Annotated in this window: 10 protein-coding genes and 1 riboswitch; of the genes, 1 reads left to right on the top strand and 9 read right to left on the bottom strand. The window is 44.9% G+C overall.

Features of this window, described 5'->3' with window-relative positions; genetic code table 11:
• Positions 1-200: 200 nt before the first annotated feature.
• The 4 genes from FE810_RS12620 to FE810_RS12605 all read right to left on the bottom strand — a co-directional run bounded on the left by FE810_RS12620 (position 201) and on the right by FE810_RS12605 (position 4950).
• Entirely contained in the window at positions 201-2072 is a 1872-nt protein-coding gene (locus tag FE810_RS12620) for a DUF3604 domain-containing protein (protein WP_138320429.1), read from the bottom strand.
• 123 nt (positions 2073-2195) lie between these two features.
• Positions 2196-2615 carry a GNAT family N-acetyltransferase gene (locus tag FE810_RS12615; RefSeq protein WP_138320428.1) on the bottom strand — a complete coding sequence of 140 codons (420 nt, stop codon included), beginning with the start codon at positions 2613-2615 and terminating at the stop codon, positions 2196-2198.
• A 110-nt stretch (positions 2616-2725) separates the two neighbouring features.
• Entirely contained in the window at positions 2726-3226 is a 501-nt protein-coding gene (gene ilvN, locus FE810_RS12610; protein WP_138320427.1) for an acetolactate synthase small subunit, read from the bottom strand.
• Positions 3226-4950 (bottom strand): acetolactate synthase 3 large subunit, encoded by a 1725-nt coding sequence (locus FE810_RS12605; protein WP_138320426.1) that lies wholly within the window; start codon positions 4948-4950, stop codon positions 3226-3228. The genes ilvN and FE810_RS12605 overlap by 1 nt, the downstream gene beginning before the upstream one ends.
• 366 nt (positions 4951-5316) lie before the next feature.
• On the opposite strand from FE810_RS12605, the gene astB reads away from it, so the two are divergent.
• Positions 5317-6654: an N-succinylarginine dihydrolase gene (gene astB, locus FE810_RS12600; protein ID WP_138320425.1), complete on the top strand. Its 1338-nt coding sequence runs from the start codon at positions 5317-5319 to the stop codon at positions 6652-6654.
• A gap of 267 nt (positions 6655-6921) precedes the next feature.
• On the opposite strand, the gene FE810_RS12595 is transcribed toward astB, so the two are convergent.
• The 5 genes from FE810_RS12595 to FE810_RS12575 all read right to left on the bottom strand — a co-directional run bounded on the left by FE810_RS12595 (position 6922) and on the right by FE810_RS12575 (position 12882).
• Positions 6922-7113: a hypothetical protein gene (locus FE810_RS12595; protein ID WP_138320424.1), complete on the bottom strand. Its 192-nt coding sequence runs from the start codon at positions 7111-7113 to the stop codon at positions 6922-6924.
• A 398-nt stretch (positions 7114-7511) separates the two neighbouring features.
• Positions 7512-9461, bottom strand: a complete 1950-nt coding sequence (locus FE810_RS12590; RefSeq protein WP_138320423.1) for a TonB-dependent receptor domain-containing protein — start codon at positions 9459-9461, stop codon at positions 7512-7514.
• Positions 9462-9490: 29 nt separating this feature from the next.
• Positions 9491-9664: riboswitch (cobalamin riboswitch) on the bottom strand.
• 173 nt (positions 9665-9837) lie between these two features.
• A complete protein-coding gene (locus FE810_RS12585; protein WP_138320422.1) occupies positions 9838-10737 on the bottom strand; it encodes a cobalamin-binding protein in 900 nt (299 codons plus the stop codon).
• On the bottom strand, positions 10737-11369 hold the full coding sequence (cobO, locus tag FE810_RS12580) for a cob(I)yrinic acid a,c-diamide adenosyltransferase (protein ID WP_138320421.1): 633 nt from the start codon (positions 11367-11369) through the stop codon (positions 10737-10739). The genes FE810_RS12585 and cobO overlap by 1 nt, the downstream gene beginning before the upstream one ends.
• Complete coding sequence (locus FE810_RS12575; RefSeq protein ID WP_138320420.1) at positions 11359-12882, bottom strand: cobyric acid synthase; 1524 nt, start codon at positions 12880-12882, stop codon at positions 11359-11361. Before FE810_RS12575 ends, cobO begins: the two co-directional genes overlap by 11 nt.
• Between the last annotated feature and the right edge of the window lie 8 nt (positions 12883-12890).

Raw genomic sequence — 12890 nt, 5'->3', positions numbered from 1 at the left:
GATCTAAACATCCTCCTCCTCTTCATAGAATTAAACGCCAAGACCAGTTCGCCGATATTTTTAGATTATGGTGGGTGTCTTGTTAATATTGTTTTCGATGTTTGAGGTGGGTGTCTTGTTAATACTCTTAAAGCTTTTGAAATGAGAAAAGCCAGACGTATGCCTGGCTTCGATGGTTCAATAGTATCGCGACACTCTATTTATTCAGGGTCGTACCAAACGGGTGACGTGTATGCGCGATCCTGAACCACCATTTTCACATCAGAGGGTAAATCCAGATTGAAAAATTTGGCATCAAATGCGGTCCATCGTGGCGTTGGGATCTCGATGACACGCACATAATAGAAAGCTCTTTCGCTGACATCAAAATCCGGATCCTGCCAATAGGCGTGTTGAGAAACATCACCAATCTCATTGCTATACGTTGCATTTTCGACATCTACAGTGCTACCAACGTCGTCTTTGCAAACGCCATCATCATTAATTTTTCTTTCGTCAGACACGGCAATATCATAAACCCGTTCGTGAGTTTCTCCGTCCTTATCTAGCCAGCCTTTAATGATTTGCATTCGATCGAGATTTGCACCATCTTGATCTTTCATCGCTTTCACTAAAAAAATCGGGGCTTTACCAGACGGTGCTTGCGTTAGATCACCACCCATAGGGACGCCATTAACGTAGCCATTACTGGCAAAGTCTTCTCGGGCTAAATCGGATTCCTGAAAATTCCAGCCAGCGAAAAGGCGAACTTTTAAGCGTGAACCGGAGGTTGCATATACTTCTTTGCGGGCCATCGAATCCCAAATTTCTTCCCGGGTATTTTCCCGTGCCCATACCGCAGCCAGGCCCGACGCGCCCAAATCTTTCGCGTATAAAGACAGTTCAGGTTTAACCCCTTCAATGAGTACATGTTCGATACGGTGTGGGTCAGGCTCAACAAAATGGGCTTTACCAAAGTTGTTATCTTCGCGGGTTGTCGCAAGGCCAGTATGGTTATCAGTGGAACCTACCATGCCAAACTTGAACGGGTTGGTACCCAGTTCGGACTCTTGTTTCAAACCTTCTTTTAATGCGGAGCGGGCGTACTCACCTGGCAACATGTCTTTGGTTTTTGGTACCTTACCACTGATATTGCCAGCATCCATGGTTTCGAAATCTGCAAACGCATCATCCGGGGATAAAAACGGATGGGTTTCACCATCGCCTTTTTGCTGGGTAACTTCAACAATTGGTTCCCACTTCATCCGATTTTTGGCATACGCTTCGGTTATCGGATCTCCGCTTAATGTCTTCGTATCGAACATAAATCCATTGGACAGGTTTCCATTGTGGGGAATCGCTAATACTTTGCCACCCGTTTTATCCTCATAGGTTTGCATGTATTTCCACAGGTCTTCTGCATCGACCGAGTCAAATTGGGAATAGGGTAACACTTGATTGGTTTTTTCTTTATCATCACGGAAAATAACAACTCGGTGCAGATTATTGCCATTTGGGTGCGAGGTCCATTCAAAACCGTGGAAAGCGGTAAACACGCCAGGGCGGTTATATTTATCTGCGTTAGTGGTCACCTTATCCCAGGCGGATTTCACCATTTTCGGGTCATCGATTAAATCATTATCTTCGGCTCGTATCCACTCAAGAAATGCATCATATCCTTTGCCTGCTTTGGTCATTTCAACCCATTTTTTACCTTGTTCATTGGCCATCAGTATTGGATCTTCCCGGCGAATGAAATCGGCAAGGCCCAGGTTTTCCGCATGATCGGCAACAACAATAAAATCCAGAGGCCGTCTTAACTGGGTTCTCCAGCCAAGGTTACTGGTTACGGTTTCACCCATTGCAAAGCGGTACGCGTCATCCGGGGTTAAGGTTGCACCGGCCATCCCTGAATCGGTAGACCAGGAGGTATGTAAATGGGTGTCACCAAAATAGACATTGTTGGGGGTGTCCAGGCCCTGATATGGCGAATATTCTTTGTCGTATTTTTCAGCTTGGGCGATGACGGTTTTGTTGGCGGCGAATGCCAGCAATAAACTGACTACCAGAGTGGTGCGATTGAGTTTCATCATGCCCCCCGCTTTGCTTGCTATAACCAGCGTCCGCTGCGTTGAACCGCTTGAGCTAGTGCTGCAACGGGGTCCTTTGTTTTAAAGATGGGGTAAGTATAGAAAAGTATTAATAAAAGTCGAAAACTAGTTGCTGTTTAAATACAAGGCAATCAATTCGTGTTTTTTACGGTAAGCAAGATACCTTTGGCGTAATTCATCGGGTAATAATGAGCCTTCGATAACGGCGAAATGTTGTTTTTGATAAAAGCTCATCAGTTCATTCCCACAAAAGCAATAAAGCTGTGGGTGTTGCTCTGCGGCTTTCGCTAATAACGATTGGGCGATGCCTTGGCCTCGATGATTGTTGTCGACTACAAGAGCGTGCAGAAACGAGTGACTGTCTTTAAAAGAGATGATAACCGAGGCAATGATGTCCTGATTATCACGGACCAGGTAGGTGGCGTCGTCACCAAGAAAGCGGGCGGAATAGCGCTGCTGCTTGTAAAAGCGTTGAATCGCTTTTTTATCGGATTTATCGGCGGTTTCGATGAGAAATTCTGACATGGGACATCGTATTAAGGGGACAGAGTCGTTAACTTATAGTACCTAACGTATTGATAATAATCGTTAATGTTTTTTGGTAATTGACACTGACCCCATTAAAGGCGCTTCGGTTAAGAAGCGCGCAGGGCTTTTTCGCCGCGGGCGATGCCGACGGTACCAGAACGCACGACTTCGATGATTTCCGTTTCATGGCCGAGGATTTTAATAAATGCTGATGTTTTACTTTCATCACCGGTCAATTGAATGGTATAAATTTGCTTGCCGATATCGACGATATCTCCCCGAAAAATGTCCGCGACACGTTTCACTTCGGTACGGGTTTTATCGCTCATCGCCAACACTTTAACCAGCACCATCTCTCGCTCAATATGGGCTCGTTCGGTTAAATCGGCTACCTTGATCACATCAACTAGTTTGTTTACCTGCTTGGTGATTTGTTCAAGCACTTTGTCGTCACCACGGGTGGTAATGGTAATACGAGAAAGGCTTGCATCATCGGTTTGCGCCACGCTTAAGCTTTCAATGTTGTAAGCCCGTTGTGAAAACAAGCCAACAATTCGTGACAAAGAGCCGGGCTCGTTCTCGAGCAAAATAGATAGAATACGGCGCATTAGACTTTCTCTCCCTTTTTAAGCCACATATCATCAACCGCGCCAAAACGCACTTGCATCGGATACACATGTTCGGTTTCATCGACCAGAACATCAACAAACACCAATCGGTCTTTCATCGCAAAAGCACGTTCCATGGCTTCGTCCAATTCACTCGGATGGTTTACCTGAATTCCCACATGACCATAGGATTCAACCAGTTTTACAAAATCCGGTAATGACTCCATGTAAGAAGAGGAGTGACGACCACCATAAATCATGTCCTGCCACTGTCTTACCATACCTAGCGAGCGATTATTCAAAGAGACAATTTTTACCGGCAGGTTGTATTGCAAACAGGTAGAAAGCTCCTGAATATTCATCTGAATCGAGCCATCGCCGGTAACACACACGACATCAGCATCAGGAAATGCAACCTTGACACCCATGGCCGCTGGAAAACCAAAGCCCATGGTGCCCAGACCACCGGAGTTAATCCATTGTCTGGGTTTATCAAATGGGTAGTATTGCGCGGCAAACATCTGATGCTGACCTACATCTGAGGTCACATACGCTTTGCCTTCGGTATGCTTGTAGATGGACTCAACTACTTGTTGCGGTTTGATTTTGTTTTCATCTGTCTCATAGCTAAAGCTGTTTAAGCTGCGCCATTGGTTAATTTGCTTCCACCAATCAGCATACGCTTGTTCATTATATTGATGATTCGCTTCATCGAGGCCAGCCATTAACTGATCAATAACGACATCCACCAAACCGACAATAGGGATATGGGCATTCACGGTTTTTGAGATCGACGTTGGGTCAATGTCAACGTGAATAATCGTCGCATTGGGGCAGAACTTTTCTACCTTGTTGGTCACCCGGTCGTCAAATCTTGCACCAAGGGCGAGAATAACATCCGCATTTGCCATGGCTTTATTGGCCTCTACTGAGCCGTGCATACCTAGCATGCCGAGGAAGTTTGGATGTAAACCACTTAAACCACCCAGGCCCATTAACGTATTCGTCGTCGGAGCATTTAATCGCTCTACTAAAGCGGTAAGCTTATCGCTGGCATCCGCCAAAATAATGCCACCGCCGGTATAAACGACCAGGCGTTCAGCATTGATAATGGTATTTACCGCTTTTTTAATTTGCTTGCTGTGGCCTTTTACATTGGGATTATAGGAACGAATTTTTACTTCTTTATTCAATTCAAATGGTGCAGTGTTCGTTGGGACCAATATATCTTTGGGCAATTCAATGACGACAGGCCCAGGGCGGCCGGTTTCGGCCAGGTAAAACGCCTTGGCCAGAACATTGGGCAATTCGACAACGGATCGGCAGTTAAAACTGTGTTTTACGATAGGGCGAGAACACCCAATGATATCGGTTTCCTGGAACGCATCATCACCAATCAATTGTGAAGGAACCTGGCCTGCAAGCACGACCATTGGGATTGAATCCATATAAGCGGTAGCGATCCCGGTTATGCAGTTGGTATTGCCGGGGCCTGAGGTTGCCAGAACAACACCGGTTTTTCCCGTCGCCCGGGTGTAACCATCGGCCATATGAGTTGCAGCCTGTTCATGACGGACGAGGATATGCTCGACTTTGTCCTGCTGAAAAATCGCATCATAGATATCTAATACTGAACCGCCAGGATAGCCAAAGATGTAATCCACCTCTAACTCTGCCAGGGCCTTTATCAGTAACTGAGAACCACTGTACAACGCTGTTGTCATTTTTTTTGCCTTTTTTTAAGCTTAGAAAAACTAAAAAACCCTCGGTGGTTAGGCGAGGGCTTCGTGAATTTTTATGCGTTTCTTAATTATTCAGTCAAAACCCGGCCCTTGGTACTAAAACCACGACCAGCAGGAGAATAATGACTGAGTTAATAAATTTCACTGTAAATTTCTAATTAAGAATTGTTCATTTATATTTAAGGGGTTTAAAGAGACATGTCAACAACTAATTAACATTTGCATCGATTATTAGTGATTTAGCGCCGAACAGGCCATTTACAAGGAAAATTAAGTCGTTACAATGGCTGAAAAATTAGCAAAAACATACCAGTTTTTAGCAGGCAATTAATGAAAAATGGGGCAAGTATGAAGAGTTTGGAAGTAAATTTTGACGGATTAGTTGGACCAACTCACAATTACGCAGGATTATCAGATGGCAATGTCGCGTCATTGTCTAATGCTCACGATGTTTCCAGTCCGAAGAACGCCGCTCTGCAAGGTTTAAAAAAGATGAAAGCCTTGCACGATATGGGCATGGGGCAGGGGGTTTTGGCGCCACAGGAACGCCCTGATATATTTTCATTGCGCCGCTTAGGTTTTAGTGGCAGTGATGCCTCGGTACTGGCACAAGCTGCGAAAACATCACCGGCCTTACTTTCCGCCTGTTGCTCCGCATCAAGTATGTGGACAGCAAATGCCGCAACGGTTTCACCGTCTTCGGATTCCGCTGATGGTAAAGTGCATTTTACCCCAGCCAATTTAACCAATAAATTTCATCGTTCACTAGAACCAGAAACTACCGGCAATATTCTAAAAGCCGTTTTTAATGATGAAAACGTGTTCGAGCATCATTTACATCTGAATGACAATGATCATTTTGGTGATGAAGGCGCGGCAAACCATACACGTTTGTGCACAGATTATGATGACGCTGGCGTACAGATATTTACTTTCGGTCGTTATGCGTTTAACCGAGCGAAACCAATGCCGATGAAGTATCCGGCACGGCAAACGCTGGAAGCGAGTCAGGCGGTCGCACGTTTGCATCAATTGGATGACAATCGTGTAGTCTATGTTCAGCAAAATCCAGCAGTGATTGACCAAGGCGTATTTCACAATGACGTCATTGCCGTGGGTAATCAGAATGTGCTTTTCTATCATCAACAAGCGTTTTTAAATACTGAGCAATTTTTAGGGGAATTACGTCAGAAATTTTCAGGCGACGACCTGCACTGTATTCAAGTAAACAGTGATGACGTGACGGTACAGGATGCGGTTAATACCTACCTGTTTAACACTCAGATTATTACCTTAAACGATGGTTCTATGGCCATTGTTGCGCCGATGCATTGTTATGAAAATGAACGGGTAAAAGCCTACTTGGATAATCTGGTGACCATGGGGACGCCAATTAAAGAAGTGAAGTATTTCGACGTCAATGAGTCGATGAAAAATGGCGGTGGTCCGGCGTGTCTGCGTTTACGCGTGGCGTTAAAAGAGTCTGAATTGGCTGCGGTAAATCCGAACTGTGTATTAAACGATGAGCTTTACGGGACCTTGGTTAATTGGGTAGAAAAACACTACCGTGATCGCCTGAGCTTTGATGATTTAACCGATCCGTCACTGTTGGTGGAATCTCGCACTGCGCTTGATGAACTGACACAAATCCTGAATTTAGGCTCGGTATATCGTTTTCAGCGGTAACAATATCATTACTGCTATGGTTTAAAACGTTTATATAAATAGCTGCTCGTTATTACAGATACACTGACAAGCACTGGGTAGACTAACCAATATGGCTGCACATCGAACAGGCTAAACATATAGATTGGAACCAATAAAAAAAGCACAAAAGGCCCAGCAAGGCAGCTGATCCAAACCAGAGACAAGTATGTTAAATTTTTCTTAATGCTGCTCATCATAACGTCCTTTCATTGAATGGCGCTAAACACCGGTTTAGCGCCATTTTTGTTAGTCAGTTGCTAACGTATAACCCACGCTGATTAAACTACCAAGGGCAAAACCCGCAACGGCTCCTACAGGTCCACCGATAGCAAAACCCGCCACTGTCGCTGCCCAGCTTCCACCTACAGCCATGGCAATATCACCAGCGTCACTACCGCCAGATACGTTGGTTATTTCATCTTTCGATAATTCTTTCATAATGTTGATTCCTTTCATTGATTATTTACATTAATTGCTAGAACGAATGTTGCTGTGCAACTTTTTGATTATCAACGATTTGTACGAATCAAATGGAATTTTGCCATTGTTTTCAATTCTGGTGGCTATCGTTCTGTTTTTAAAGTGATTTTTATTCATTTATCGACAGTGTGCCATTTTCTCCGGAGTCAATGTAAATCCGAAAAAGCTAAAACGTAAGGAAGTTAGTTTTGCGTTTTGTTGCTCACACTTATATAAGAGGGGTAGAGCAGGGAGTTTCATCTATTACGACGATCATTCTCTAGATAGGTACTTTCGTGTCATCGCAAATGTTTCAATGGACTTTAAATTGACAAGGATAAGTGGCACTTATAATTTAAGTGCCACAACCACTGAGTTTAAAACTTGTAGCTTAATCCCGCATAACCATTGATACCATCTGCAACATATTGGTTAACCGTTTGATATTGGCGATCTAACAGGTTATTCACTTTCACGTTGAAGGTCAGTGCCGTACTTACCGCATACTGTGCGCCCAGATCAAATCGGGTAAAACTCGGCAATTCATTCATACCGCTATCAATGCTTTTGTCACGATAACTGGCAATGGCCGTAAACTGATAGTTTCGCCATTCATACCCTAGAGTGTAATTAGCGGTAAGCACCGGACGACGAATAAGATCTAAATTGGTCACTGCATCTTTTGCATCGGTGTAAGATATTGCCAATGTATTGGTGGTTGCGCCGAGCAATAATTCAATGGTGCTCTCAATGCCTTTTATTTTGGCTGCATTGACATTACTCGGTTGCCACAGTCCAAATTCATTCGGTGCCCAGGCAATCAGGTTATCAATGTCAGAATCATAAGCGGCAAGTTCTAATTGTCCGAAATCGAATGAGTAACGAACGAGAAACTCGTTGGTAGTCGCTTCTTCCGGGTCTAAATCTGGATTACCGCTGCCAGGCCAATATAGATCGTTAAAACTCGGGGCTTTAAAGCCAGTGCCACGGTTCAAACTTACCAATAAGTTTGGCGATACTTTGTAACCCACGGATAGGTTGTAAGTCGTTTTGTCACCAATTTTCTCGATATCGTCATAACGAACCGCGCCTTCGATAATCAACGAGTTAATGGTTTGTCGGCCTTGCACAAAAACGGCGGTCACATCGCGACTGTCGATTTGCCATTCCTGAAACCCTTCAGTCCAGGGATCTTTATCCTGATTGGTACTGACTTCTTCGTTGTACCAGTCAAGACCAAGATTTACCCGAAAGCTGTCGGCGATGCTGAATTGATTAATGAAAGCGACTTGCTGACGCTTGGTGGTGATTTCATCGCCATCGGCACGGTCAATGCCATTACCAAAAGTCGTGGCTGAGTTTTCGATAATAGCCAATGATAAGTTGGAAGTGATGGCGCTGGTTTCATAAACGCTGGCAAGCTTGATGTGCGAATTTTCGCTGTCCTGCTCATTGGCATAAAACGACGGACAGGATTGCGAAGGATCGTTCCAGCAAGGCGAATCGGGATAGGAAGCATCGTATTCGTTATTACCCTTTTGATAGCGACCCACTAATTCCAGACGTACTTCATCATTGATGTAAGACTCACCATTTACCGATAAATTAATACGTTCAAAACCGTCTTTGTCTGGTTCATTAATGTCATAAGGGTTATCTGGATCCGTTTCAAAGACATTAAAACCATCACTTTGCTCGGCATTCATGCTAAGGCTCAAGTTATGCTCGTCATTACCAAAGCCAATGCCAGCATAGCCTTGCATATAGCCATGGCTGCCAAGGCTGGCACCAACATTGCCGCTGCCATGGGCATAGCGTTTTGTGAATATTTGAATCACTCCGCCGATGGCATCACTGCCCCAAAGAGAAGAGCGAGGACCTTTGATGATTTCAATACGTTCAATCTGCTGTGGTGCTATTTGGGAAAAGTCGGTAAGGCCAAGGGTTGCAGAATTTACCCGTACACCATCAATTAGCAGTAGGGTTTGATTGGAGTTGCTGCCCCGGGTAAAGACAAAGCTTGCCTGTCCAGGACCACCTTGAGATGTCACTGACATACCAGCGACCTGATCGAGAACCTCACTCAGGTTTTTCGCCTGTAATCGTTCGATATCAACAGATGTAATAACCACGTTTGATGAAAGGCTTAGGGATCTAGGTTCTTCGCTACGATTGGCGGTAACTAAAATGCGATCATCGACAGACGCTAGCGCTTCAGCATTGGCGTTATTAACGAGACTAAAGTTGGTTGCGGCTGTCACAGACAGGGCGGTTAATGAAAACGCAATCCGGTTGCGTTGGTTCGTTGTTATTGCTTTAGATTTCATTTTTTCCTCACACAAGGTGCCCACCGCACCTGAAAAAATTGGTTGAAGTCGGTCTCCGGACTGAAAATGAAGGTCTTTTAAAGAACCACCATTTATCACCGTTGCGGGGGCAGTACAGGAATTGAGCTTAGCGCTTTGCACCTGTTTCCCAAGTTGCTCGTTCTGACAAAATTGCCGCGAGCACTTCAACCTTAACTACGCTGGGGGTAAACCCAACACTACATATTGTCTGCGTTTTGGCGCCGACAAATTCTTAATCATGGGGCCAGTGTCATGATTACATTTAGCTTAACTCACGGTCTTAATATGAGTCATTGAATAGCTCATTGAATAGCTCATTGAATAGCTCAATGACTCTCACCCCATTTCTTCGTCATTAATCGTTATCGATAATGGACTGGTAATACTGGCGGCTTTTATCGATTTGTTGGCAAAGCCGGGCCAATTCTTTTGGCATACGTAATGTCATGCGATGCAACATGTCAGCATCCGTTTGACTAAATTGCTGATGTTTTACCGCGTCCAGTTTTGTGTATTTTTGCCAAGTAATCGCTAAAGCATCATTACTGTGTTTGCTGGTCGGAATGATGAATAATTCTGGATTCGCCACTAAAACATCTTCAATGTTTATTTGCGGATAGTCATTGTCTGCGTTTTTAAAAGGGTTTTGGGCGCCACATAACTCCAGTTGCTGTTGCGGCCAGGCATTGCCAGCAACTGTGGTTAGTGGTTGCGGCCACAACTGGTAAAACACTTTTACTGGCGTTTTATCCTGATAATTTTTGTGTAATTGCTCAAGCGCGTGTCGAAACTCATCGGCTTTTGCCTTTGCGATGCCAGCGTTGCCAAAACGATCACCAAAGCGTTCGATTTCATTGGCAACATCAACAAGGCGTTGTGGATGCGAATAAATAACCGTTTGTCCAAGTTGCTTTAAGCGTTGAATATCGGCATCCGGATTACCCGTCTTCCAGGCAATGATCACATCCGCTTCAAGAGCGACAATTTGTTCAATATTTAGCTGGGCATAATTGCCAACCCGAGGAATGGCTTTCGCAGCTTGAGGATAATCGGCGTGTTCTAAGGTGGCAATGATATTGTCACCCAGATCGATGGCATAGAGCATCTCAACAATATGCGGGGCCAGGGCAATAATGCGAATTGTCTCGGGTTTATCGTCAGATTTCGCAACCGCGCTGGCGCTGATACTGGAAAAAACTACCAGAATAACCATAACCATAACCAACTGCATCGGTTGTTGAGCCAGTTTCATCATTACCAGTCCAAACCTTTTTGCGCTTTAATACCGGCTTGGAAGGCATGTTTTACTTCCTGAACCTCAGATACGGTATCTGCTAAGTCTATTAAGCGGCGGTGACAGGCGCGACCCGTTATCAAAACATGTTGGTGTTTAGGGCGATTTTCGATGGCCTGAATAACCTCATCCAAATCCAGATAGTGGTAGCTGACCATATAGGTCAGTTCATCGAGAAGGACCATATCGATACTCGGATCGGCCAATAATCGTTTAGCATCTGTCCATGTTTCTGTGGCTGCAGCAATATCCGCTTCTTTATTTTGGGTTTCCCAGGTAAAGCCTGTTGCCATCACGCAAATCTCAACGCCATGTTGCCTTAAAAGATTGGCTTCGCCGCATTCCCAGGTACCTTTGATAAACTGTACTACAGCCGCTTTTTGACCATGGCCGACCGCCCGGGCAACGGTACCAAAACCAGAGGTTGATTTGCCTTTGCCATTACCGGTAATAACCACCATCAGGCCTCGTTCTTCCTGTGCCTGAGCGATTTTCTCATCAACTTTTTCTTTAATTTTTTGCTGCCGCTCTTTGTGGCGCTGCTCTTCGCGGCTTGGCTCTTTATGCTTTAACTCTTGGTTTTCATTTGTCATTTGCGTACCACTTAGTCAGTATGTCTTCAATTAGGTTAAGATTTAAATGTTGTTCGCAGGCATCAGTCAGACGGTCGATGGCGCTTTCTTGCAACTGCCAGGCCGATTCAGGCTGAGATATCTTGTGTCCACACCACTCGGTAATCGCTTGTAATACCTGCGGCTGATTGAAAAATCCATGGACATAGGTTGCCATTATCAGCCCATCAACACTGATAAGACCTAGCTCCATTGGTGCATCTTTATACAGGGCTTTGGTTCGCGTCCGCTCGGTCAGCATGCTCTGCCCAGCATGAATTTCATAGCCGTTTACCTTGGCATTCTGTAACTCTGAATTTAATGTAAATTGCACATTGGTTAGGGTCTTTTCCACCACAAGACTCGTAGTTATCGGCAACAGCTTTAAACCGATAGCCTTTAATACGGTGCTTTCTACACCAAATGGGTCGTTAATGTCCTCACCAAGCATCTGCATACCTGCACAAATACCGATAACCTTACCGCCATATCTAAGATGGCGATAAATCGACTTGTCCCATCCTTGATTGCGCAAAAACGTTAAGTCCGCGGCAACCGATTTACTGCCCGGCAATATCATCAAATCCGCAGCCGGTAAAGGCTCTGGATTATCAGGATTGGCGTAAACGAATTCAAAATCAATGTCCTGATGCCAGCGCAAGGGATCAAAATCATCATGATTACTCATACTCGGAAGCACAGGAACAATGACTTTAATTTTCTGATAACTGCGCTCGCTTGCAACAACACGGCCATTAACGGCATCTTCTTCCGACAGGGTTAACCCGTGCAAATAGGGCAGAACACCGAGCACCGGCTTTTCGGTTTTTTTCTCAAGCCAATCGAGACCACTTTGCAATAATTTGATATCACCACGAAAGCGATTTATTACAAAACCCACAACCCGATCCTGCTCAGATTCACTTAAGAGCGCTAAGGTACCGACAAGGTGAGCGAATACACCGCCTTTGTCGATATCGGCAATGATAATTACCGGACAGTCTGCGGCTTCGGCAAAGCCCATGTTGGCGATATCCCCTTTGCGAAGATTAATTTCCGCCGGACTACCCGCACCTTCAACGACAATACGCTGGTAATGCTGTTGCAGGTATTTATGCGACTCTAATACCGCGTTCATCGCGGTTTTCTTGTAATCCTGATATTGCGCCGCTTGCATGGTTGTCAGGGCTTTACCGTGAACAATCACCTGAGCTCCGGTATCGGAACTTGGTTTTAACAAAATTGGATTGAAATGGACGTTCAATTCAACCTTTGCCGCCTGGGCCTGAATTGCCTGGGCTCGGCCAATTTCGCCGCCGCAGGGCGTGACAGCACTGTTCAAGGCCATATTTTGTGGTTTCATTGGAGCGACATATAACTTTTGGCGTTGCCATACCCGGGCAAGGGCAGCGACTAGCGTGGATTTACCGGCATCGGAAGTCGTCCCCTGAATCATCAGAGTAGGCGCTATGTTTTTGTTGCTAGCATTAACCATCTAGATTC

It is taken from the genome of Thalassotalea litorea (assembly GCF_005843925.1).
Lineage (GTDB): Bacteria > Pseudomonadota > Gammaproteobacteria > Enterobacterales > Alteromonadaceae > Thalassotalea_A > Thalassotalea_A litorea_A.
Note: the sequence above shows the minus strand (reverse complement) of the source record. Positions and strands in the feature narration are given on the sequence as shown.

Excerpts from the sequence above, each read along its gene's own strand:
- FE810_RS12590 (WP_138320423.1), bottom strand. The coding sequence starts at position 9,461 with ATGAAATCTAAAGCAATAACAACGAACCAACGCAACCGGATTGCGTTT.
- FE810_RS12605 (WP_138320426.1), bottom strand. The coding sequence starts at position 4,950 with ATGACAACAGCGTTGTACAGTGGTTCTCAGTTACTGATAAAGGCCCTG.
- ilvN (WP_138320427.1), bottom strand. The coding sequence starts at position 3,226 with ATGCGCCGTATTCTATCTATTTTGCTCGAGAACGAGCCCGGCTCTTTG.
- cobO (WP_138320421.1), bottom strand. The coding sequence starts at position 11,369 with ATGACAAATGAAAACCAAGAGTTAAAGCATAAAGAGCCAAGCCGCGAA.
- astB (WP_138320425.1), top strand. The coding sequence starts at position 5,317 with ATGAAGAGTTTGGAAGTAAATTTTGACGGATTAGTTGGACCAACTCAC.
- FE810_RS12585 (WP_138320422.1), bottom strand. The coding sequence starts at position 10,737 with ATGATGAAACTGGCTCAACAACCGATGCAGTTGGTTATGGTTATGGTT.
- FE810_RS12615 (WP_138320428.1), bottom strand. The coding sequence starts at position 2,615 with ATGTCAGAATTTCTCATCGAAACCGCCGATAAATCCGATAAAAAAGCG.
- FE810_RS12595 (WP_138320424.1), bottom strand. The coding sequence starts at position 7,113 with ATGAAAGAATTATCGAAAGATGAAATAACCAACGTATCTGGCGGTAGT.
- FE810_RS12620 (WP_138320429.1), bottom strand. The coding sequence starts at position 2,072 with ATGATGAAACTCAATCGCACCACTCTGGTAGTCAGTTTATTGCTGGCA.
- FE810_RS12575 (WP_138320420.1), bottom strand. The coding sequence starts at position 12,882 with ATGGTTAATGCTAGCAACAAAAACATAGCGCCTACTCTGATGATTCAG.